Annotated in this window: 20 protein-coding genes; 6 read left to right on the top strand and 14 right to left on the bottom strand. The window is 39.9% G+C overall.

What is annotated here, in order from left to right; all coding sequences use genetic code 11:
* Positions 1–10: 10 nt before the first annotated feature.
* The 5 genes from IGI50_RS16930 to IGI50_RS16910 form a co-directional block, all read right to left on the bottom strand.
* Positions 11–1,303: an MATE family efflux transporter gene (locus IGI50_RS16930; protein WP_438777788.1), complete on the bottom strand. Its 1,293-nt coding sequence runs from the start codon at positions 1,301–1,303 to the stop codon at positions 11–13.
* A 152-nt stretch (positions 1,304–1,455) separates the two neighbouring features.
* Positions 1,456–1,902 (bottom strand): GNAT family N-acetyltransferase, encoded by a 447-nt coding sequence (locus IGI50_RS16925; RefSeq protein ID WP_438777786.1) that lies wholly within the window; start codon positions 1,900–1,902, stop codon positions 1,456–1,458.
* 120 nt (positions 1,903–2,022) lie between these two features.
* Positions 2,023–3,558 (bottom strand): MFS transporter, encoded by a 1,536-nt coding sequence (locus IGI50_RS16920; protein ID WP_438777785.1) that lies wholly within the window; start codon positions 3,556–3,558, stop codon positions 2,023–2,025.
* A gap of 53 nt (positions 3,559–3,611) precedes the next feature.
* Positions 3,612–4,145 carry a PadR family transcriptional regulator gene (locus tag IGI50_RS16915; protein WP_010743728.1) on the bottom strand — a complete coding sequence of 178 codons (534 nt, stop codon included), beginning with the start codon at positions 4,143–4,145 and terminating at the stop codon, positions 3,612–3,614.
* Between the two features lie 228 nt (positions 4,146–4,373).
* Positions 4,374–6,053, bottom strand: a complete 1,680-nt coding sequence (locus tag IGI50_RS16910) for a metallophosphoesterase family protein (RefSeq protein ID WP_438777784.1) — start codon at positions 6,051–6,053, stop codon at positions 4,374–4,376.
* 262 nt (positions 6,054–6,315) lie between these two features.
* On the opposite strand from IGI50_RS16910, the gene IGI50_RS16905 reads away from it, so the two are divergent.
* On the top strand, positions 6,316–6,468 hold the full coding sequence (locus tag IGI50_RS16905; protein ID WP_438778443.1) for a hypothetical protein: 153 nt from the start codon (positions 6,316–6,318) through the stop codon (positions 6,466–6,468).
* A 61-nt stretch (positions 6,469–6,529) separates the two neighbouring features.
* Here IGI50_RS16905 and IGI50_RS16900 read toward each other — a convergent pair whose 3' ends face one another.
* The 8 genes from IGI50_RS16900 to IGI50_RS16865 form a co-directional block, all read right to left on the bottom strand.
* Positions 6,530–9,262, bottom strand: coding sequence for a cation-translocating P-type ATPase (locus tag IGI50_RS16900; RefSeq protein ID WP_438777783.1), 2,733 nt, complete (start codon positions 9,260–9,262; stop codon positions 6,530–6,532).
* Positions 9,263–9,458: 196 nt separating this feature from the next.
* Entirely contained in the window at positions 9,459–10,739 is a 1,281-nt protein-coding gene (locus tag IGI50_RS16895; protein WP_438777782.1) for an SLC13 family permease, read from the bottom strand.
* Positions 10,740–10,935: 196 nt separating this feature from the next.
* Entirely contained in the window at positions 10,936–12,102 is a 1,167-nt protein-coding gene (locus tag IGI50_RS16890; protein WP_438777781.1) for a sialidase family protein, read from the bottom strand.
* 14 nt (positions 12,103–12,116) lie between these two features.
* Positions 12,117–12,569, bottom strand: a complete 453-nt coding sequence (locus tag IGI50_RS16885; protein ID WP_438777779.1) for a YhcH/YjgK/YiaL family protein — start codon at positions 12,567–12,569, stop codon at positions 12,117–12,119.
* Positions 12,570–12,581: 12 nt separating this feature from the next.
* A complete protein-coding gene (pdxA, locus tag IGI50_RS16880; protein ID WP_438778431.1) occupies positions 12,582–13,583 on the bottom strand; it encodes a 4-hydroxythreonine-4-phosphate dehydrogenase PdxA in 1,002 nt (333 codons plus the stop codon).
* A 41-nt stretch (positions 13,584–13,624) separates the two neighbouring features.
* Positions 13,625–14,521 (bottom strand): 4-hydroxy-tetrahydrodipicolinate synthase, encoded by an 897-nt coding sequence (gene dapA / locus IGI50_RS16875; RefSeq protein WP_438777778.1) that lies wholly within the window; start codon positions 14,519–14,521, stop codon positions 13,625–13,627.
* Between the two features lie 20 nt (positions 14,522–14,541).
* On the bottom strand, positions 14,542–15,699 hold the full coding sequence (locus tag IGI50_RS16870) for an iron-containing alcohol dehydrogenase (protein WP_438777777.1): 1,158 nt from the start codon (positions 15,697–15,699) through the stop codon (positions 14,542–14,544).
* A 29-nt stretch (positions 15,700–15,728) separates the two neighbouring features.
* On the bottom strand, positions 15,729–16,964 hold the full coding sequence (locus IGI50_RS16865; protein WP_438777776.1) for a four-carbon acid sugar kinase family protein: 1,236 nt from the start codon (positions 16,962–16,964) through the stop codon (positions 15,729–15,731).
* 168 nt (positions 16,965–17,132) lie between these two features.
* Here IGI50_RS16865 and IGI50_RS16860 point away from each other — a divergent pair, with 168 nt between their 5' ends.
* On the top strand, positions 17,133–18,917 hold the full coding sequence (locus tag IGI50_RS16860; RefSeq protein ID WP_438777775.1) for a PrpR N-terminal domain-containing protein: 1,785 nt from the start codon (positions 17,133–17,135) through the stop codon (positions 18,915–18,917).
* 484 nt (positions 18,918–19,401) lie between these two features.
* Here IGI50_RS16860 and IGI50_RS16855 read toward each other — a convergent pair whose 3' ends face one another.
* Positions 19,402–19,740 carry a hypothetical protein gene (locus IGI50_RS16855; RefSeq protein ID WP_438777774.1) on the bottom strand — a complete coding sequence of 113 codons (339 nt, stop codon included), beginning with the start codon at positions 19,738–19,740 and terminating at the stop codon, positions 19,402–19,404.
* Between the two features lie 255 nt (positions 19,741–19,995).
* On the opposite strand from IGI50_RS16855, the gene IGI50_RS16850 reads away from it, so the two are divergent.
* The 4 genes from IGI50_RS16850 to IGI50_RS16835 are packed head-to-tail and all read left to right on the top strand — an operon-like array spanning position 19,996 to position 23,696.
* Positions 19,996–20,706 carry an ABC transporter ATP-binding protein gene (locus tag IGI50_RS16850; protein WP_438777773.1) on the top strand — a complete coding sequence of 237 codons (711 nt, stop codon included), beginning with the start codon at positions 19,996–19,998 and terminating at the stop codon, positions 20,704–20,706.
* Positions 20,707–20,723: 17 nt separating this feature from the next.
* A complete protein-coding gene (locus IGI50_RS16845) occupies positions 20,724–21,503 on the top strand; it encodes an ABC transporter permease (RefSeq protein ID WP_438777772.1) in 780 nt (259 codons plus the stop codon).
* A 52-nt stretch (positions 21,504–21,555) separates the two neighbouring features.
* Entirely contained in the window at positions 21,556–22,245 is a 690-nt protein-coding gene (locus IGI50_RS16840) for a response regulator transcription factor (RefSeq protein WP_438777770.1), read from the top strand.
* Positions 22,242–23,696, top strand: coding sequence for a sensor histidine kinase (locus tag IGI50_RS16835; RefSeq protein WP_438777769.1), 1,455 nt, complete (start codon positions 22,242–22,244; stop codon positions 23,694–23,696). The genes IGI50_RS16840 and IGI50_RS16835 overlap by 4 nt, the downstream gene beginning before the upstream one ends.
* Positions 23,697–23,854: the final 158 nt, after the last annotated feature.

Here is a 23,854-nt window from a genome sequence, read left to right as displayed (position 1 = left end):
GATTTTTTGTTTACATTCTTGCAGGGCTAATGTTTGTTTTTCGATACTGCTGTAAAAAGTAAAAGGAAAATAGCAACGTTAGTCCTTCAGTGATTGGCAGGCTGACCCAAGCACCCGTCAACCCAAAGATTCCTGCGAGTACAATTACCAGTGGTACTAAGAAAAAGTATCCACGAAACAACGCTAGTGCAAAGGCTTGTTTGGCATGACCAATGGCAGAAAAGAAAATACTGAATACTAAATTTAATGACGAGCCAAATAAAGACAAGAAGAAAATTGGAATGCCGTACGCCGCTAACTGAATCAGCATCGGATCATTCTCACGGTTAAAGGCAGAGATGATTGGATACTTAAGGAAAAACAGAATCAGATAGAGTGCAACTGCCATCACAAAGCTGGTTCTTAAACCAAAATTCAATGTATTTTGAACAGTCTGCGTCTCTTTTTTGCTTACGGCGCGGCTTATCAAGGGTTGAATTCCCTGTGCTACGCCAGTGAATAAGGACAGAGCTACAACGAGAATATTCGCTAGTACGCCGTAAGCAGCAATGGCGATATCCCCTCCTAAGCCAGTCAGCACTTGATTAAAAACCAAAATACTCACCCCAGTACTCATTTCTGCGAGAAAAGAAGAAAGTCCTAGTTGAATACTCTTGATGATTGTCATAAATTGAGGCTTCACCCAGCTCAGCGAAATTCGCCGTTTCGAAAAATTTCTATGGGTGCTTAAGATAGCCAAACTGAGCACAGGGGACAATACCGTTGCCAACGCGGCTCCAGCCATGCCCATATTCAGTGGAAAAACGAAAATGTAATCAAAAATCATGTTAAAAATACTGGAGCAAATCATGGCCTTCATGGCCAGTTGCGGATTTTGATCATTTCGAATAAATGCCAAACACAGATTATTGATGATAAAAAATGGTGCCATCACCAAAATGAAACGCATATACATCGTCGTCAAATCCACCGTTGCTCCGCTAGCTCCTAATAATAGCGCCAAGAATCGGCTAGAAAAGAGGCCCATTAGCGTAAAAATCAGTCCAATGATTCCACCGACAATTAACAGTTGAGAAAAATAGTTCCCTTTTCCACCCTTTAACGCAAAAAGTGTCGCTCCGCCCATCCCCAGCAACAGACCAAGCCCAGTCAGCAGATTAAATAAAGGCATAGCGATATTCAAGGCAGCTAATCCCAGCACCCCTACTCCATTTGCGATAAAAAAAGTATCCGCTAAAATATACAACGACAAGCCCAACGTGCTTAACACACTGCGAGTAACGTACCCTTTGATCTCATTCATTTGATTCCCTCCACAAAAAAATAGCATCCTACCCTCCATTGGCCTAATGGGTAGACTGCTACTCAAAACAAAACCCGGCGATTTTGCTAAAAGTTCTTCATATTTTCCATTCATTTTAGCAACGAATCACTGAAAAGGCAATCATATATTTATTAAACCTCCAAATACATGATACGTTCCCCATTTTCAGGATCATATTGATTACTGTCAATAAAACCGAAACGCTGATAATAAGGAATTATTTTTTTATTTTCCTCATGAACACTTAAATAAATCCGCTTAATCAAATAATGTGCCTTCATATAATCAATCAGTAACGGTATAAAAAGACCACCATAACCATTTCTCTGAAAGCGCGCATCGATCATCAAGCGATCTAGCCACATGCTTTCATCTCGTTTGGCACCAATCATGGAAAAGCCAACAAGTTGGTTCTCATCATATAGCGCCAATGGTCGCCAATTTAGCGAAACATCGTACGCAGCCTCTAGCAAGGATTGCCCATTACTTTCGATAAACTCTTCCTGATTTTTCGCTACAGAGAGCGCCACAACTGCTCGCCAATTTGTCTCATCTATGTCTTTGATTATTAGATTCAACCTCTGTTCCCTCCTTCATAGATAGTTAATCTTATAAAACACAATAGCAAAAAAAAAGTAAGAACGTCAAAAAACAGCCTCCGATAAAATCGAAAGCTGTTTAAGACCACAATGAAATTTTTACTCAATAACTTCTTTACGCTCTCGCATAAAAATCGCCGCACCAACTGCACCGATCAAAACAATCGTTCCAGCAACATAACAAATTTGGATCAATCCTTTGTCAAAAGCATTGACTACAACCTTTTGCAATTCATGAGCAAACGGCGCCTTACTTAACGCATCAGAAAAAGCAAGTTCATGACCAGAAAATGGCCCTGCTTTGATTAAGGCGTTGGTTAGTTTTTCAGGCAAATGTATGGCTGTCGCATGTTGATTCACAACAGCCGCATAGCGATTGGCTTCGACTAATCCCAAAATCACTACCCCGAAACTGGTTCCGAATTGACGGAAGACATTCAGCAGACCTGATGCCATTCCCATTTCTTCAGGAGCCACCCCTTCTAATCCAGCAGAATTCAACACCGGATTAACAATTCCATTTGCGATCCCAATCATTACAAGCGTTGGCCATAATTGGGCATAGCCCATTGTTGGTGACAATTGACCAATCAAAAAGAGAAATCCAGCACCGCTGACTAATAGTCCTGCCACGATCATCCACTTCTTCGAGAATTTATTTCCAAGAATTCCAACGACTGGCCCTAAAATTAATGACCAAACAGACAATGCCAATTGGCGGATACCTGTATCAAAGGCGGACCAGCCAATATAATTCTGCATAAGCACAGTTAGATACGTATTAAAAGCATAGATTCCAGAACCTAAAGCAAAAGCGACTAAAACAGATCCGATGAAATTGATATTTTTGAACATCTTCAAATTCATCATTGGATTTTCAACTTTTGATTCAGCAACAATGAACAGCACTAAAAGAATAACGGCCAAAAGCAGCCAACCGCCTACTTTAGGGTTTGTCCAGTTCAAGCTGATATGGGTTTCTTTTTGAATCAATCCGTAGATCCCGCTGAATAATGCCGCTGCCGATAGAAGCATTCCGATAAAATCAATTTTCTGGTCTCTTCCATAGCTGGGCGTTTCATTGACATAACGAATCGTCATTAAAACCGCAATAATTCCGATTGGCAAGTTAATGAAAAAGATCGATTCCCAGCCAAACGCGTCCACCAGCAGTCCACCAACCAATGGACCGGAAGCAGAAGACAAGCCGATGACCGAACCAAGTATTCCTAATGCCAGCCCGCGCTGTTTGCCATCAAAGTTAGAGGCAACTAATGCCATGGATAAAGACATCATCCCTGCTCCTCCGATCGCTTGCACACCACGACCAATATCTAAAATGAGTAATGACGGTGCAAAACCGTTCGTTACAGAAGCAATGACAAATAAAATTAAACTAGCTAAAAAGACCTTTTTCCGGCCATACATGTCTCCCATTTTTGACACGATCAATAACGTGACCGCAAAAACTAAGGTATACGCATTTAATACCCATTGCAATTGGGTAAAAGGTTCATTGAAGGCCTTTTGCATTGTTGGTAACGCCACATTCACTACGGTAACGTCCAAAAGTCCCATAAAGACGCCCAAAGACATCGCGACTAATGAAAACCATTTTTTTGAAGAATTTTCCATAATTGTTAACACTCCTACTAGCTATAAATATCGATTGCTTGATCGATCATCCTTTATTTCCGATCAGCAATTTGTTTCTTGATCCACGTTAATTTTGTCAAAGCGAGTTGAATATCTAGTTCATAAGCCTCTGCCAGAACTCGGAAGCGCTCCACATTTTCTGGAAAACGTGCTTGATACTCTACCATATCCGCCTGGGCTTTTTGATAGAAAGCCAAGTCCTTTTCAATAAATAATTGAAACTCCTCTAAAATATTCAGCTGTTCCGATCGTGTCACACTATCTAATGAGCGCAGCTTAAAATGAATCATGTCGTTGCGTTTCGCATCAGAAGGGATTTTTTCTTTCATCAGCTCAATAAAGCGATCGACGCCTTTTGTGGTAATATGCCACATTTTCATCTTTCTTCCGTCTTCATAGATGGTAGAAGTGACAAGGCCCTCCTTTTCTAATCTTTCTAATGAAGGATACAATACACCGCTGGAAACTTTACGCATTGGCTGTAAAGCAGAGCCCACGATTTTTTGTAGTTTATAGCCGGTCTTATCCCCTGAAATCAATGAACCCAAAAGTAGTAAATCGTACATGTAATCCTCCCTACCGATAAATATGTTTCAGTCTTTTAGATATATCAACGTGCTAATTATAGGTCTTTTAGACATATTGTCAACAGAAAAGTTTTCCCCTTGCAATCTTTAAAAATAATCTAGCCCCAACAAAAAAGCTCGCGCTTCTTTTCATTAAGAAGGCAAGCTTTTCTCAAATTAGGTTGAATCTAACTATTTAAGCAACAGACATTTGTGCTCTTTTTCATCCTAAAGTAAACTCATTAATTCAAATCCAGTATTCACTTTGGAATAAATCGAGCAAACCACAAACAGTTGTTTCCCAGCAAACTCAGTCTTTTTAAATCGACGTGAGGAAGCAGGAATGTGGTGATGTCCATGAATCACTCCGATAATCGGGTATTGTTCAAATAATTTCTCTATTTTCGGCTCTTCACAGCTGTAATCTTTATTGTAAGCATCGCTGGTTTCGGGAAGCAAACTCAGCTCATTGAATAACGGCGCGTGTGAGACAATTACTGTCGGAGTCTCTGAATCTTCTGCCAATAATTTTTCTAATGAATTTAGTATAAATTGCTGCTGCGCTTTTTTTCTCTTGACCAATGCTACAGGAATCGTAAGTCCGATATAACGAACGCCCTCATGAACAACACTTTGATTGTTCAGCACACTCATTTTAGGGAATCTTTCAGCCAGCTCAGCCTCGACCACTTCATAGAATGGATGTTCTCCTGTAGGTAATAAATACCACGCCTCATCTGGGTCCTGCAGCAGTTCTTTAAACCATTCATAATTGAAAAACGGTCGCCACTTCTCCCACTGTACATCCGTTTGATCCGTCGTTTCAGGCAGCACATCCACTAACTCATGCCCGCCGATAATATAAAGACCGGAAACTTCTTCGTCCCTCACATGTGAATCAGAAACATCCCCCGTTAAAATATTGAAGTGACGATTAAGAAACGGCAGCTTCCCGTCTTTGGCATGAATGTCAGAAACCACATTGATCAGATTACGATTTTCCGTTGAATGGACATTTTGAAAATATTTTTCAGCCTCGTCTGGATGAACACTGTGTGCAATATAATTTTCTCGCAGCCTAGATAATTCTTCGCCATATTCAGAGCGTAAAAGAGGTTGCGTGTTAATTACACCTGTGGCGTTTGCTGAAACGAGGGCATTTTCGATTCCCTGCTTGACTTCACTCGGCAATAGTGACAATGCGGATTCAATATCAGAATGAATGGATAAGGTTTGCTCGATTAACTGCTGATCCTGCCCTGCTTTTTCCAGCAACTGTACTTCTTTCCCGTCGATCATTAAAGGCAATGAATTCGCCACTTGCACAACAAAGTTCAAGTATTCAGAAATATAACCGGCGATTCCTGTTTTAATATTTTCACTAAAGAGAAATTTTCCTGCTAGATTGGCAGACAGCGGTCCGGTTTCATCATGCTGCATTAATCGCCCAGCAATTTGAATTTCCAATAGCGGATTCTGTAAAATGGCATTGTAGGCCTGCTTTACTTCAAATGACTGTTCATCCACTCGCTTGCCGGTCACTTGAAAAATACTTAACGTCAAATATTTTTCTACAGTTGTTTGATGCAGTTCGATATAGCGGCGGATTTCTTCTGGATGAAGCAAATACTGAATCGCCGCTCGTTGAATATAGTTCCGGGCCGTATCATAAGGGATCGCTGAATAAACAAGATCCCCTTTTGAAGAAATAGCCATCGAATGGTTTCTTGTATTGTAGGTTAATTGAAAATAGTCATTTTTAAAGACTGTCTTATTCACAGGTCGGCGTTTATTTTCTGGATAACGTTCGATCCGTTCGGCCAGTGCCGGTGGCAACATTGTTTTTGTTGGCAAAGATGGCATACCTTTTCTGACCATCAATTCTTTCTCATTTTCCTTTGATTTCATCAAAGCACCTCTATATTTAAAGAGAATTAGACTTCTCTATTTATATAAGTTTGTATAATATCTCCATTATAGCGTTTCTCTTTGTTCCAAGCTTCTGAAATTATCAAATCAATAAAATTTTTTAGGAAATGTCTGCTTCATTGGTTCAACTAATGAATAATAACAAGTAAAACGCACTATTAATTATTTCATTTCCTTATAAATTATTGAAGAGAATGTTTTAGCTTTCAATGTTAGCATAGCCACAGAGAGGGATGAGTAATTGATGGAATTAGTTATTGGAAATAAAATCACCACCTATGATTGCCATGGAGAAAAAGTAACAGGGATCATTGAACAAATTTACGTCAATACAATAATTGTCGGAACAAGTACAGCAAAATACGTATGTCTTAAAAAACAACTTACTGCATAAAAAGAAGGCAACGTACACTGAACAGTACGTTGCTTTCTTGCTTTATAGAAACTCTTAAAAATTACTCAATCACGGCTTCTTCAATTTTTTCGCTAGATAATTTTCGCTGAAGGACCTTCACAACTTCAACGATTGGAATAATTGAGAAGGAGGCTGTGGCAACCACACCCCATTGCATACCGTTTAATGAGGCTACTCGAAAAATATCATTGAGGCCAGGAACTAAGATGATTACTCCCATTAAGGCAAAGGACAGTAAAATTGCCCAATTAAAGGTTTTATTCTGGAAAGGCCCAACCTTGAAGATGGATTGTTTTACAGACTTCACATTAAATGCGTGGAACAGCTGCATAAAGCCAAGGGTCGCAAAGCACATGGTTAAGGCATCGGCGTGCTGCAGCTGATACAAAGCCTGAGCAGAAAGACCTGGCATGTTCAATGCTGTATGTGCAGGATTTTGGATAGCAAACCAATAAACGAACAGCGTAATTCCGCCTTCCAAAATACCTTGATAAATAATGCTGCTAAACACCCCGCCTGAGAATAGATTGGAGCTACGTCCTCTTGGCTTATGACTCATTAAATCTTTTTCAGCTGGCTCCATCCCTAACGCAATTGCTGGAAAAGTATCTGTGACCAAATTGATCCATAATAAGTGGATCGGCAGTAATGTATCCCACGCGAATAAAGTAGCAATAAACAACGTCAATACCTCGCCAAGATTAGCTGCTAGCAAATACTGAACTGTTTTTTGAATATTTGAGAATACTTTGCGCCCTTCTTCAACAGCGACAACGATCGTAGCAAAATTATCGTCTGCTAAAACCATGTCAGACGCCCCTTTGGATACTTCCGTCCCTGATATTCCCATGCCGATACCAATATCTGCTTGCTTAAGTGACGGAGCATCGTTGACACCATCACCAGTCATCGCCACCACTTTTCCTTCTTGCTGCCAAGCTTTTACGATGCGAACTTTATGCTCCGGTGACACGCGGGCATAAACAGAATAATTGTACACCTGTTTCGCGAATTCCTCATCACTCATTTCGTTTAGCTCAGCACCGGTCAAAACGGCATTAGAATTACCCGCGTGAATGATGCCTAAACGAACCGCGATGGCTTCAGCAGTGTCTCTATGATCTCCAGTGATCATGATTGGACGAATGCCTGCTTCTTTCGCCATCCAAACAGCTTCCGCCGCTTCTTTTCGCTCAGGATCGATCATTCCCACTAATCCAGCGAAACATAACTCATTTTCCAGTACCTCTGAAGTTAGTTCTTGAGGGTAGTCATCAAGTACTTTAAAGCCCATCGCCAGAACTCGTAAAGCCTGCTTCGCCATATCGGTATTATTAAATAGAATCTCCTGTTTCTGCTTTTCCGTCAGCGGAATTTCTTGTTCATCTGCAAATGCGCGATTGGTTCGTTGAATAAGCACATCGGGTGCACCTTTTACCGCCACTAAATATTTTCCGTTGGCTAGTTGATGCACGGTACTCATCAATTTACGATCTGAATCAAATGGCAACTCCGCTACTCGTGGTTCCTGTTCCAAACGTTCCTTAAGATCGAAGTGCTGATCGATCCCGAACTGAACCAAGGCTGTTTCTGTTGGATCACCAATCAACGTACCATCTTGCGCAATTTTTGTGTCATTCGCGTAATTCATGATTTTTAATGTTAGATTATCGGAACCAATTTTTTGTTTAGCATCTTTCTGTTGAAAATTATCATACACCTTCTCTACTGTCATTTGATTCAGAGTAAGTGTTCCTGTTTTGTCAGAAGCGATGATGTCTGTGCTGCCAAGCGTTTCAACTGCTGGTAGTTTACGAATAACAGAGTTTCGCTTAGCCATCACTTGTGTGCCTAAGGCTAAAATAATTGTAACAATTGCTGGTAATCCTTCCGGGATTGCCGCTACCGCTAAGGAAATAGATGTCAGAAGCATATCAACAAAAGAAGTCCCATTAATTAAGGTCCCTACAATAAACATAATAACCGCAATGGCAATAATTGCCATCGTCAAAAATTTGCCAAGATCATTCAAATTATTCTTTAATGGTGTTTCTGTTTCATCCGCTTGCGCCAGCATGTCAGCTATTTTTCCGACTTCAGTACTCATTCCCGTGTTTACTACGACGCCTTTACCACGGCCATACGTGACATTACTGTTGGAAAACGCCATATTTATCCGATCGCCAATGCCGATATCGCCAGCCGGCAAAACGCCTGTTTCTTTTTCTACCGGCACTGATTCACCGGTTAAGGCAGCTTCTTCGATCTTCAATGAAGCTGCTTCCAACAAGCGAATATCGGCTGGAACAACATCGCCGGCTTCCAATAGTACAATATCTCCAGGAACCAGTTCATCACTTTTGATAGATAAGGTGTGCCCGTCTCTTAAAACATTGGCGTTTGGAGTAGACATTTGCTTCAATGCCTCGATTGCTTGCTCTGCCTTTGCCTCTTGAAAAACTCCCATTAGGGCATTAATTACTACTACCAATAAAATAATAATCGAATCCACGATTTCATGAGAAACAATCGCCGAAATGATCGCCGCTGCGAGTAAAACCAAAATCATAAAATCCTTAAATTGTTCAAAAAATTTCACGAGAATGCTTTTCTTTTTTCCCTCTGCCAGTTCATTTTTTCCATATTCCTGCAATCTTTTCTGAGCTTCTTCCCCACTCAATCCGACCATAGAAGATTGCACATCTTGTAAAACACGAGCTTCTGAATAAGCATAAAAGTCTATTGCACTTTGTTTCTTTACTGATTCTGTCATACGTTCCTCCTAATTTTTATATAAAAAGAAGACCTGCGTATGTTTTGTTCAACATACACAAGTCTCACCGTTTAAGACAGCACCAGAAATTTCTTTCAGGATTGGTGATGCTGCCACAACACTACATTGCCAGTTACTCCCTTATGCGGATTCATTTTTTTAATAATTCATTTGGTAAAATAATCATTACGCCCGTTTAATTAAATGGGAACATAACTACAGCACCTACACACAAAGCAACGATTCGGATTAAATACATTGGAACAGAATACAACCAAAATTCAGGAAGTTTGTATTTTCCCATTCCTAAGATCATCGCAGGCATGCCGTCAACCGGCATATAGCCGCCATTCCAACCAGAGATTACCACAGCTGTCGCTGCCGCTACTGGATTTATTCCTAAACTGATGCTAGTAGCAATCGCAATCGGTGCGAAAATATAGACCGATCCCATATTTGATCCTGTGAAGGTCGCACACGTACTCGTCAGTAAAGCAAAGATTAAAATCAAGAAGAAGGGATGGATATTCGTTCCCAAGGTTTCTGCTACAAGGTCCCCGATCATTGCGGTGAAACCCGTATTTGCTAATGCGTCCGCTACGCCAATAACTCCGGCCATCATCAAGATTACTGGTGCACCCATGCTGTCTCGTACTTCCTTGAAGTCTAAAACATTCATCACCAATAATATGGCGCCGGCTAGTCCAGGGATTACATAAGAAGCATCCCCAAGTGTGTTCATCATCATCATGCCAGCTACACTAAGAATAAATAAAGCAATCGTTGTGTTTTCTTTCCAAGCTGGCAATACTTCTGTAGCCGTAGTTTCAGTTTTATCTTCTTCACCTGGCTCTGTTATTTCATGATCAGGCAGTAAACGATAAGCAACCAAACTCCAGATCAGAAAGCCCATTGCCAAGATAAAATTGACTACCGCAAACTTCGGCATGGAGATCGTGTCCTTATAGCCTGCCGTTTCTAAAACACTGACCGTCACTCCATAAAAAAGCGCGCAGTTAAAGGGCACAAGCGGATGATTCGTCGCAAAACCTAAAGGCATCATCAATTTAGATGTAGGCATTTTTTTGTTATAAGGAATCATTGATACTAAGGATAAAATAAGGACATAATAGCCTGTAGAGCCTGAGCCAGTCAAACTGGCACCCAACATTACAACAATTAATAAAAGGGCATAGCTTTTATAGCCGCCACGATTCACCAGCGAAATCATCGCAGACTGCACGCGGCTGATCAGTGTGGTTTTCATCAACCCGGCCATGACTACCATAAATCCGGCAACCATAACGACACTCGAATTAATAAACCCGGCAAAAGCCTCTTGAACAGTCGATAAACCAGTAACTACCAATAATAGGCAAGCTAACAACGGGGGTGCGCCAAAGGCCAATTTGTCTGACATGATCAAAACAATCATGAAAATCAAAATACCCAGGGCGAGAATCATTTGTATTGTCATTTTTGTATTCTCCTTTAATAAAACTGTTTTTCACTTGTTGTTGCTCCACAAGGCAATGGCTTTTGCCTTATGGAGCCCCACTAAACGCAATTCTAAGTCCTGAGCAGCGGTCGCTCTGCAGCGCAACACACTGATGCTGGAATTTTACAACCTTAACTTGAAAAATCTTTCACTATATAACCACGAACACCTATTTCTAAACGCCTTCTCCTGAGGTTGGATTATAGACGCCTTCAGCTTCTCTCTTTTCACCAAACAACTCTTCAACTGTGAACCGTACATACTTCACACATAACCGATTTTTATAGGCATAAACCAAATGTAGAATTCCTTTGCTGTCTTGATACAAGGTCGGATATTCATGCTGAGAATTATTGGTTTTGTTTTCGATCCCAATATAGCCTTCCGCCGATTCAAAAACTCGTCCTATCGGCCAAGTCTGTCCCTGATCTTCGGAAATAGAGACAGCGACGGGATTACGTAAGCCTGGCCAGGCAACTTTACCAAACTCAGCATTATTGGCAGCGTTCACATTATAAGCTAAAGCGGTTTCACCTGATTGCAGCTTAATTGCACTTACACTGGCATTATTATTCGGTAAGACGGTAGCTTCAGGTACTGTCCAAGTATCTCCGTAGTCAAAGGATTCACTCTTATACACATGATCCGCGAAACGACTGCGCATAAAGGCGACTAAATGTCCTTCTTCCATCTCATTCAAATTGGCATGAACCCGGCCATTACTGTCAGGCATCCGAACCGCTTTCCAAGTTTTCCCCTGATCATCTGAAACTTGGAACTCTGTTGGATCGTTAGTCAAACCTTCAGGCGAGTCTTCACATAGCCAGGTACTGAAGATCCAGCGGCCGTTACTTAATATTTGAATCGCTTGCCGAGAAAAAGTTCCTTCCTTATTAAACAGAACTTCAGGTTCACCCCAGCTTTGACCTTCATCCGTTGATTTTTGAACCATGATGATAGAGGTGAACTGCATGTTGTCTTTCCCCTCTTGGCGACTCAACTGAGAAGTATAGATCAACCAAATATCGCCATCTGGCGCTCTGAAGAATGCAGGATTCTGTTCACTGCGATCTTCCCCGCGAGAAACAATTTCTGCTTCAGACCATTCTTGTGTTTCAGGGTCAAGCTTAGATACAGCGATAGAAATATCCCCGCTGCCTTCGAAACTTCCAGCAAACCAAGCACACAGCATGCCGCCATCCTTCGTTTCAATCAATGCAGGCGCATGAGCCGTCGCTTTTCCGCCTGTGGGAATCAATGCAAAATCGATATTCATAAATTCGTCCCGATAAACGACCCCATTCGGTTCAGATTGTCTCACTTTTGGTAGTTCTTTCGTCATTCTTTTTCCTCCTTTTATTTTGTATTAAGCTCCAACTTAATAACAGCTTTCGTAAAATGTAGCGGCTGATCCACATGAAAAACCGCCTGATGACCATCCCAAGGGAAACAAATATACGCCATGCCTTCCGAGATTTTCATCTTATGAGTATTTTGTCCTGTAAATTTCTGTACATCCTTCTCAGGGTCGTAGGGCAAAACCTCCGTTAAATCCGCTAGTCTATTCCAGGCAATATACTCCTCGCCCTTTAAGACAATTTGAAGATCTGCATATTTTCGATGCGCTTCAAATTGCGCTTCTTCGATAGGTTTGGTCACCCCTTCTTGAAAGAAGAAGTAACCACCCTTGAAGAAATATTTTTTGCCAAATTCCTGCTGTTGAATACTTTTCATCGCCTCCACGGCTTCAGGAATCGCCGGAAATAGCTTGTTATAGTGGGTTAAATTCGCTACAGCATCAATAATCATTTTCACACCCTCCTACGAGTTTTCAGCTAAACGAATCGCGTAATCAATCGCATTTTCAAGACTGAATTCGCTGGCCGTCCATTTACCTGCCTGATCAAAGGCCGTTCCATGATCGACAGAAGTACGGATAATCGGTAATCCTAGCGTAATATTTACACCCTTAACAGCTTCCCAAGCGCCAGACTTCTGATCATAAACAAAGCCTAATGTCTTTAAAGGAATATGGCCTTGGTCATGGTACATCGCCACAACAATGTCATACATTCCGCCGTTTGCTTTAGAAAAGACAGTGTCCGCTGGCAGCGATCCGTATGCTTGAATGCCCTCCGCTTGGGCTGCCTCAACCGCTGGATTAATCTCATTGATTTCTTCTTGTCCAAACAAACCGTTTTCGCCGCAGTGTGGGTTTAGTCCCGCCACAGCAATTCTTGGTTCCTTGATTCCTAGATTCTTACAGGCCTGATCAGCGATTCGAATGACATCCAATACTCGTTCCTTGGTTGCCAAATCACACGCATCTCTTAAGGAAACATGGGTTGAAACGTGAACAACACGCAAATTGCCATCAGCCAGCATCATGGTATATTTTTCCGTATTCGTTAAGTCCGCATAGATTTCGGTATGACCGGCATAATGATGCCCCGCCGCATTCATTGCTTCTTTATTTAACGGATTGGTCACGGTGCCATCGACTTCTTTGACCATCGCTAATTCAATGACTTTTTTTACATACTGAAATGCTGCATCGCCCCCAACCTCGGATATTTCACCAATTGGAAAATTCGACATGTCTACGATTGCTAAATCAATCAAGTCAATGGTTCCAAAGGAGAACTTCGCTTCACTTGATTTTTCTACTACATGGATTGTCAGCTTCAACTCTGGATGCTTTGCTAAATAGTAAGCCAACACACTTTTGTCTCCAATCAATATTGGATGACAGCGATCATATAGTTCTGGCTTGTTAAAGGCCTTAATTGCGATTTCGGGTCCGATCCCAGCAGGGTCGCCCATCGTAATGCCAATAATTTTTTTCACATTGACTTCCCCCTTCCCTACTTCATTCCTTTTTCTTTATTTTCAGCGATTACTTTTTTCAACGCTTCTGTTGCTTCATTTGACACTTGATTGAAAGGTGCACGGCATTTGCCTACCGGATACCCTAGTAAACCAACCGTATGCTTCACAATCGTATTGGGATTACCAAATTTAAAGCAATCTCTAAAGGAACGGACCGAATCTTGATAAGTTCTCGCTTCTTCGATGTTTCCCGTTAAGAACTGTTCATAAATTTGTGCCATCACGAATGGATAGATATTTGAGCAGCCTGCGATCCCACCTTGACCACCAGCGAACAAGGTCCATAAAATTAATGAATCATTGCCTGAGAGTACAGCAAAATCTGCGCGACCCCGTGTTTGTTCAATATACTGTAAAATATTATCGAAGTTCCCACTGCTATCTTTCACACCAACAATGTTTTTGATCTTGCTTAATTTTCCAACCGTGGCTGGTGCAAGTGCATTTCCTGTTCGAGCAGGAATATTATAGAGAACAATCGGCATATTAACATTCTCAGCGACTGTTTTAAAATGGGTGTACAATTCATCCTGCGAAGCTGCGGCAAAGGACGGGGTAATAATAGAAAGTACGTCAACGCCAATTTCCTTCGCTTTTTGTGACAAGCGGATCGTATCCTGTGTCCCTATCAATCCAGTCGATGCGTAAACTAGAACTCGCCCATTGACCTCTTCTACCGCAACCTTCATGATTTCAACTTTTTCTTCTTCTGAAAGAATGTAGCCTTCGCCATTTGTTCCAAAAACGAAGATTCCGTGTACGCCACCATCGATCAGTCGATTGATTTGTACCCTAAGCTCTTCATAATTCACACTTTCGTCGTCATGCATCGGTGTCAAAATCGGCGAAATGATTCCTTTGATTTCTGTCATTTTTTTCTACTCCATTCCTACTATAAAATTTCCAAATAGATATTTTTCGCATCTTCTGGTGTTACTTCCCGTTTGTTATTGACTAATAGTCGTGTCACTTCCATTCCCGCTGCTACCAGATCATCCAAATCCTCCGCAGGTACATCAAATTCCTTTAAGCTTGTCGGAATTTCTAACACGTTAACGATGTCTTCCAGCTGCGCCAGCATATACGCTGATTTCTCTTCTATTGAAAGATCCTTATTCCCATCTTTGATCACACGGTCATAGGCGATTGCCAAGAGATCCTTGATTGCCGGCTGATTGAATTTCATTACCGGTGTCAACAGCATCGCGTTGGAAACACCATGAGCAATGTGGTATTTTCCTCCCAATGGATAAGACAACGCATGAACCGCAGTTGTACCAGAAGAAGTAATCGCTACACCTGCATAGAAGGAACCTAGCAACATCTTGCTTTTGGCTTCTAACGCTTCTGAATTTGTACAAGCTTCAACAATATTGTTCATAATCAAATCAAGTGCTTCGAGTGCGAAAGTATTGCTGATGGGATTGGCTTTCACTGAGGTAAAGCATTCAATCGCATGACATAAAGCATCCACACCTGTCGCAGCAGCAATTGGTTTTGGCAAGTTCTTGATCATTCGACTATCTAAAATGACATAATCTGCGATCATTTCGGGATTTACGATGCCAATTTTTAATTCTTTTTCCGGAACACCCACAATACTGTTAGGTGTTGCTTCTGATCCTGTCCCAGCTGTCGTTGGAATCATTAAGCTTTGGACCTGCTTCTTCGCTAATAAAGGATTATCTAAAAGCTCTTTGACGGTATAATCGTCCGTCGCTAAGATTGACGCAAGTTTCGCCACATCCATCACGCTGCCGCCGCCAATAGCGATGATGAAATCTGCTTGCTCCTTTTTGAAGATATCCACCATCGCTTGCGCTTCATGGTAGTTAGGCTCTGCGGGAATTTCTGATATGATTGTATACTCTATCCCGACCTCTTCGATTAATGACTTAATCTGTTCGGCTAAGCCCGCTCCTAGAATTCCTTTATCGGTGAAAATCACGATTTTTTTTACATTTTTAGCGATAATATCTGCCAGCTGTTCGATAGCATGTTCGCCAGCAATAATATTTTTCGGCATTTTTAAACTATAATCTATAAGCATTCCGATTCCTCCTAAATATTCTCTTTTCTCTATTCTGTTAAGTGACAGATTTCTTCAAATAGTGCTTCATTTCCGAAGCCGCCTGATTTGGTAATCACCTGATTTTCTTTTTCTTGCCAAATAATTGTTGAAAGGACGACTCCGGGGCTGATTTCAGCGATTGGTTTTATCTGATTGATTCCTAAGACATTCATTGATTGAAACAGTGTATCTCCTCCGGTGAATAGGAAGGTATTCTCCGTATGCTCCGACCATAATGCCTGAGTAAGTTCCCCCAGCGCTTGTCCAATTCTAAACCGAAAATCCGTAACATCCTGTCCTTGCTCATTACTAACTAATTCAATTCCTCGACTAGTCTCTTCACTTAACGTTTCAAAAAGAATCAATGACTGGTCTTCAAGCAATGACAGATAGTCGGCAATTTCTTTTTTTCCTTCCTTGGACCAATAGTTCTGTTGCAATAACTGATGAGGTCTTAAGGAAATTCGAGGGTAATTTTTTTTTTCAATATAATCGACTTGCTTGCGGGTTACTGGATTAACACTTCCACAAATCACCACAAGCGGCTTCTTCAATGAATACTCGTGGGACTCCACTTTAGAAAAAAGCTTTGTCGCCAATACTTTTGCAAATCCTGCGCAGCCAATGGAGATAGAGAGTAAGTTTGCCTTCTCTAATAGAGTGGCTTGCTTTTCTAAATCCTCGTCTCTTTCAGCATCAAAGACAAGAACACCCTTTAATATATCTGGCAATAGTTGATTTTTTATCAACTGCCCCTCTATATTTGCCTCTTTCTTTAATCGTCGCAGCACATTACTTTCAATTACCGGTTCATAAGGATCTTTTGCAAAGACACTTTGCGAAACTAGTACCTGATCGATATATAAATCGCCATTAATCAATACCCGATTCATTTCGGGATAAGCTGGTAAAAACGGGATCGCAGTTGTTTGACTAGCATCTAAAACAGCTTTGATTTCAGCACTGATATTTCCTCTTAATGCTGAGTCTACCTTTTTGTAAATAAAAGGAATCTTCATTTTTTTAGCGCTTACAATTAAGTCGTGGATTATTTTGTAAGCCTCATCATTACTCAGGTAGCGACTTTCTGTATCAATCACCAATACTTCTATGTCTTCATCTACTTCATTAGTATTGATTTCTGTATTCGTTGAGACGAGCGTCGAAATTCCCTGTTTCGAAAATTGAACTCCCGTATCCAGCGCCCCTGTAAAATCATCTGCGATCACTAGCAGCTTTATCATCCGTTCACCACCTTAAATTTCATGTTTTCATTTTAGCCTGCACACTCGATCAATGATATTCAAAAATAAAAAAAACCGTTTAACATTGAAACGTTTTCTCCCTATCAATATATTTTAGAGAAAAAGTCAGATATAATTGTTACTATATGAAACACTAGGAGGAATACGATGTCAGCAAAAATTAAAATTTTAGGGATTGCTCCTTACGAAGAGCTAAACAATTCAATGAGTGTTGTCATCAAACAATTTAAAGAGGTAGAGTCGGATATCTATACTGCTGATCTGAAAGAAGGGCAGCAAATTGCGACAAAACTTTTTAACAACAACTACGATGCCATCATCTCCCGTGGTGGAACGGCTGATTTAATTCGACAGGTGGTCTCTATTCCAGTTATTGATGTATCTATTTCCATCTATGATATCCTTGGCACCATTCGGCTAGCTCGAAATTACACAGAAAATTTTGCCATTGTCGGCTATGCCAGCATCACTGAAATGGCTCACCTATTATGCGATATTTTGGGCTACAACATTAAAATCATCACACTGGACGATAAGACTGATGCGAGTATGACTTTGGATGTTTTAGCTGAAGAAAATTACGAAATGATTTTATGCGATGCCATTACAAACCGCTTAGCCTTGACAAAATCAATCAATACCATTTTGATCACATCGGGATTTGAAAGTGTTAAACATGCTTACCAAGAAGCTTTAACGATCGCAAAGCATTTAAAAAAGGTCCAACATGACAAATTAGTACTAGAGGAAAGTATGAAGCAACAAAAACAAGAATTAATCATTTATGATGCGACATTTCACGTCCATTACTCCAATGTTTCCAACGATTTATCGAACACCATCGCAAAATTTCTAAGCACAAAAAAAGACAGCATTGACGAAAATCAATACTATCATACCTATAAAAACAACGTCTATATGATTACCATCAAAAAAATTCGCGTTGATGATGCAACTTATTTTAGCTGTACCTTGAAGCTCTCGACACCGCCAATCATCAATAATCGTTTTGGAATCTTTTATCAAAAGCCAGTAGAAGTTGCAGAGATGTTTACTAAAAAGCTGATGTTTACACAATTCATTCAGGAGGAAACAAAGCAGAAGCTGCAGCAAGTAAATAACTTCTATCACTCGCTTATTATTGTGGGTGAGACAGGTACAGCGAAATCTAGTATTGCCTATCAAGCCTTTCTAAATCAAGAAATTCATACGAACCAACTGATTTCAATTGACACCAAACTAATGAATGAGAAAATGTGGAAATTTCTCGTCAATCCAACGAATGGCCCTTTGGTAGATGAAAATAACACATTACTATTTCAAAATGTAGAACAGCTTTCTATTCGAGATGTAGAACAACTGATTACGATTGTAAAAAATACGAAGCTGCTGCAGCGAAACAATCTGCTGTTTACCTATAACACTAATAACGCCAGCGAAGAGAAAATTTATCATCGATTGCTTTTCGAGCTTAACTGTGCTAGCATCTACGCACCACCGATTAAAGAACGAAAACATGAGTTAAGTGTAATCACAACTCTGCTATTAAACAAAATGAATATTGAATGCAATAAAGACATCATTGGCTTTGACCCCAAGGCGATGAAGGAGTTTTTGGCTTTTGATTGGCCGGGGAATTTTAACCAATTGCAAACTGCTATAAAGGAATTGGTAATCACTTCCACTACTCACTATATTTCTGAGCACCAAGTTATTCAGCTGCTTAGAAAAGAACGCTTGATTCAAAATTTTTCCATTGCTCATTCAGGCAGCTTCCATCTACAAACAAAGGTGGAAAAGCCAACTTTGTTTGATTATTCAAAGGAAATCATTTTAAATGTCTTGGAGCAAAATAACGGCAATCAAACCAAGACAGCTGCACAATTAGGAATCAGCCGCACCACTCTTTGGCGATATTTGAAAGATGAATAGCTTTCTATGAATATGAGCTCTTGTGGAAAGAATAGATTTGATTAGTTACACATACCCAATCACCGGTTTTCCCTAGTTTTTTAAAATGTTTAAAAAAATGGAACGTCCCTCCTTCACCTTTCTTTCGTATAATAAAAGAAGAAACGAAAGCCTTAAAGGAATCAGGTGATGATCTTGGAAAAATATGTATATTTAACTGTACTGTCCTTTTGTATTTTTCTACAGCGAATGTCATTCATCAGCTTTTCAGTCTTTTTACTATTATTTGGTATTATCTCTGGGATCGTCGCTGGCCGTGTTTTCCTTTTCCGTAAATACGAGCTATTTCTATTCTTTTATAAAGATACATTGCTGAGTGAAAACGGAAAGATTATCGTCTTATGTACAAGTGTTGTCCTATATATCCTTTCTCTATCTTTCATTGCTATAGGCTCCTGGCTGTGTGTCCAATAATCTTTCGTTTACTAAAAAGAGGAAGACTGTCTTAGTCTTCCTCTTTAATAGGTACTTCTTTTTTCTTGTGCTCTCTCATATTTACCACAAGGACATCCTCTTTTGATAAACATAATTCTTTTATCAGCAACGACTGCATTTCCTCTTTAGTGATAACGGATTTCCCCTTAAAAACACCCTCACCATATACTTCCCAAGCTGCTGCTTGTTTTATTTTCGGATGTTGAAGGATATTAGGCGCGGGCGCTACCTTTATCGAAACAATCAAATCATAGGTGACAACGTCCGCCTCTGTTTTTTTTGATTGCTTAATAAACAGAACGATTATGACGATTGCAGCTATTAAACTAAAAATCAAAAATATCTTCATCGTTTCTCCCACCCCACGATACTCGTCCTTCACGCTTTATCTCAACCAACTATTTTTAAGAATCTGTAAAACCATACCCATGAATCACCTTAATTATACCAAAATAAGACTACAAATAATAAATTTCGCTTATTTCATTTTTCGAATTTTGTTTTTCCGTTACTTGTCATTTGTAAGGTTACTTTAAGGTTAAGTTTGGTTCTATGCAAGCTTGTCTCTTTATACTTCTTTTATCAAGTAATGGAGGGATAAAACATGACAACAACGATTTTAGAGATCAAAGATCTGCGGAAGAGTTATGGATCAAACGAGATTTTAAAAGGGGTAGAGCTCCAGCTACTTCCTGGAAAAATCACAGGATTACTGGGGCGCAATGGTGCAGGAAAAACCACTTTAATGAAATGTGTATTGGGTCTTACCACAAATTATCATGGAAAAATGACTTTTAATGGAAAAGACTTAAATACTACGGATACCGAGACAAAAATGAAGATTGGCTCACTTGTCGATGTACAGTTTTACGAAGATTTGACTGCCTACGATAACTTACTACTTTCCCTTCGGTTAATTCAATCCCTTTCACGAAAAGAACGTAAACAATTGATTCAAGAAAGCTTGGAATTTGTAGAACTCAGTAATGCGGCGAAGAAAAAAGTCAAAAACTTCTCCTTTGGAATGAAACAACGGTTGGCCTTAGCCCTCTCATTAATCACAAAACCGGACCTGTTGATTTTGGACGAACCTTTTGTCGGCCTTGATCCTATTGGTGTCGAAGAAGTGAAGGAATTGCTGAAAAAGCTTTGTCAGGAGCGAGGAACGGCGATCCTCTTTTCCAGCCATCAGATGCAGGAAGTCTGCGAATTGACGGATAATATCTTGGTATTGAGCAATGGTGTAATTAGTTACTCTGAACACAATGAACATTTTGACAACCAACAAGCACAGTTAATCGAGTTAATGAGATAAAAAAGGAGCGAGTAATTATGGAGATTTGGACAATATACAAAATGGAAATAATTAAAACATTGAAAAGAAAAAATAGTTTGATCCTGCTAATTCCGTCAATTTTGGTCGCTATTATGGCTTTTGGTATTTCAACTGGAGGGCTGACTTTTACTGGGGATGCCTTATCCGCTGATGGAAAATTTGCTTGCTTAGATTTTATTACCACCCTATGGCTCTTCTTTAGTGCCTTAGGTGTTTGGGGAATCCTATTGATCTTAATAACCGCCTTTCAGTTTTCGGGAGAAATCTCCAGCGGTCAAATAAAAATGACGCTATTACGTATCGGAAAACGAGGTCCAATTGTTTTTGCAAAATTTTTGGCGCTGCTAACAACTACTTTTGGTGCATTTGCTTTATTTACTCTCACAGCTGGTGGCGGTTACTATCTTTTTATAGCAAACTCTGATGTTGGAAATGGGAATTTTTCTTCCTCCACGATTGATTTGCCAACGGTGATCGCCACGATTGGATTCATTTTTCTACATCTTGCTTTGTTTATGGCAGTTACGCTGCTGATAGGGTTGTTTTTGTCCCCTTTCATTGCATTTATCTTTTCATTAGTCAGCTTATTTGCCGTAAATTATTTGATCAATACGAATGCACTTGAGCTTTTGAAATATTCTGCTTTATCTGTAAGCAACAACTTGATTGCGGGCAAAGCTGAAAATGTGGTTCCCGCATTACTTATTTCTATCGTACTTATTATTTGTCTTTTACTTTTGACTTCCCTACTTTTTAAAAGAGTAGATATAAAATAGCCGATTAGAAAGGTATAATAGAAGGAACTATTTTGTAACGGGGGTGCATTTAATGGGGTTCTCAATTTTAGTAGCGGATGATGAACAAGGGATTATTGATTTTGTCACCTTGTATTTGGAAAAAGACGGATACAAGGTAGTGACTGCTACGAATGGCGAAGAGGCATGGACCTGTATCCAACAAGAGAAAATTGATCTCGCCATTTTAGATATCATGATGCCTAAACTCGACGGCTATCAATTAATCAAAAAAATTCGGGCAGAAAAAAATATCCCAATCATTTTTTTGACCGCGAAAGATGCCGGTGCGGATAAGGTTCTTGGTTTAGATATTGGCGCAGATGACTATGTGACGAAGCCTTTTGATCCCTTAGAATTAGTCGCGCGTGTCAGTGCTCAGCTTCGCCGCTTTTATTCATTAGGTTCGAGAGAAGTTCATCTGCCTAAAATTCTCAAACTTCATGATTTGGCTCTTGATCTCGACCAATGTCTCCTTTTTAAAGAAGAAGAACAAATAAATTTAACTTCGATTGAGTTTAAAATCCTGCGTTTGTTGATGGCTTCTCCAGGAAGAGTATTCACAAAAAAGCAGATTTATGAGGCAGTTTGGGAAGATACTTATATCGTTGATGATAACAATATCATGGTCTATATTAGTCGACTCAGAGAAAAATTGGGAACTAGAAAGGAGGAATCTTATATTCAAACAATTCGCGGATTAGGATATAAGATAGTGCCATGAAAAAAAAGCCCAAGACACTAGGACGATTTTTGACGAAGAAGTATCTTACGACTTCGATTTTGTTACTGGGATTAATCTCACTCTTTGCTACGATTGCTCAATTTTTTGTTTCTGGGACAAATGATATAGTGAAGTCTTTGTGTGCACAAACAATTGTACGACCTGACTATAAAAATATCGATGTTTCTGCTTTAAAAGATTTCGGGGGCTGGATTGAAATTCTCGATGAAAAAAATGATGTCATCTACTTCAAAGGTGAAGTGGGTGAAAAGAAGACACATTACACGCAGAAGCAGTTACTTGAAATGGATGCACTTCAATCCATTCTTAGTCAAAAAGTCTATCAAATCGGCATTATTTCTTTTAAGCAAAACGACCGAAGCGTAAAATATATGGCGACCTATGCTCCTTTTAAAGCAACAGATGGACGAGAATACATCTGTATTTCCAAAATCCCGCAAAAAAGTATTCAAGGAAATTTAAGACCCGTTTTTAACAGCTTTTTATCCCCTACTGCTGTAACAATTTTTAAGAGTCTCTCTTTTCTAGTATTTCCGATCCTGCTCATTTTCATTTTTTGTCTTAGACGTTACTCGAAATCGGTCAAAGAACATATCGTCGCACCAAATACCATTTTAATTGATGGGTTACGGACGATTAATGAAGGGGATTATAGTAAAAAAATCTATATGAACGCGGAATACGAGTATGTCGAAATCGAAAATTCCTTCAACCATATGGCCGATCAGCTAAAAAAAGCCGACCAGCAGCGAACTTCTTACGAAAAAGAGCGGCAGCTGCTTTTTGCCAATATGGCCCACGATTTACGTACTCCCCTTACTACAATTCAAGGAACTGCTAAAGCTGTAGCAGATGGGTTAGTCTCTGATGACAAGCTGGCTCAAACGATGGAAACCATTATGTCAAAAACAGCGCATATGAATGAACTAGTCAATCGCTTATTGATTTTTTCTAAGCTGGATAGTCCTGACTATCAGCTCCACTGCCAAAATCTAGACTTAGTCGAATTGATCCGAGAAGTTTTATTAGAACAACTTGATGTCGCAGAAAAAAATAAGATCCACTTAAATTTCGACCTGCCAGAATCCGTGTTAGAGATTTCTGGAGATACAACTGAATTAAGGCGTGTTTTTGATAACTTGATCGGAAACAGCATCCAGCATAATCCGCCTGAAACAACAGTACAACTCAAACTCTATACACTTGATAATCAAATTGTTTTTGAAATCAAGGACGATGGCACTCCCATCCCTAAAGAATTACAAACGCAATTATTTGATCCTTTTGTCAGCGGTGACAGCTCACGTTCTACTCAAAATGGTAGTGGACTAGGCTTAGCCATTAGTAAAAAAATTGTTGAGAAGCATGGTGGTAATATTTTATTTATTGAAGTAAATAAGCAGGAGAAACTATTTCAAATATTATTGTAGTTCTACTTTGATGAACTCTTTTATTGAATAGTGTGGTTTCTTCATTCTCTTGGTGCTTTTCAACTCTCTCCTTACCTTGTTGCGTTCATATAGAAATACTCTTCTTTCGGGGTTGACCCAGCTTTTCCTCAGGCAAAATCTCTGCTATCAAAAGAAAA

This window comes from Enterococcus sp. DIV0170 (assembly GCF_051710765.1).
Classification (GTDB): domain Bacteria; phylum Bacillota; class Bacilli; order Lactobacillales; family Enterococcaceae; genus Enterococcus_A; species Enterococcus_A raffinosus.
This window is presented reverse-complemented; position numbering and strand designations above follow the sequence as displayed.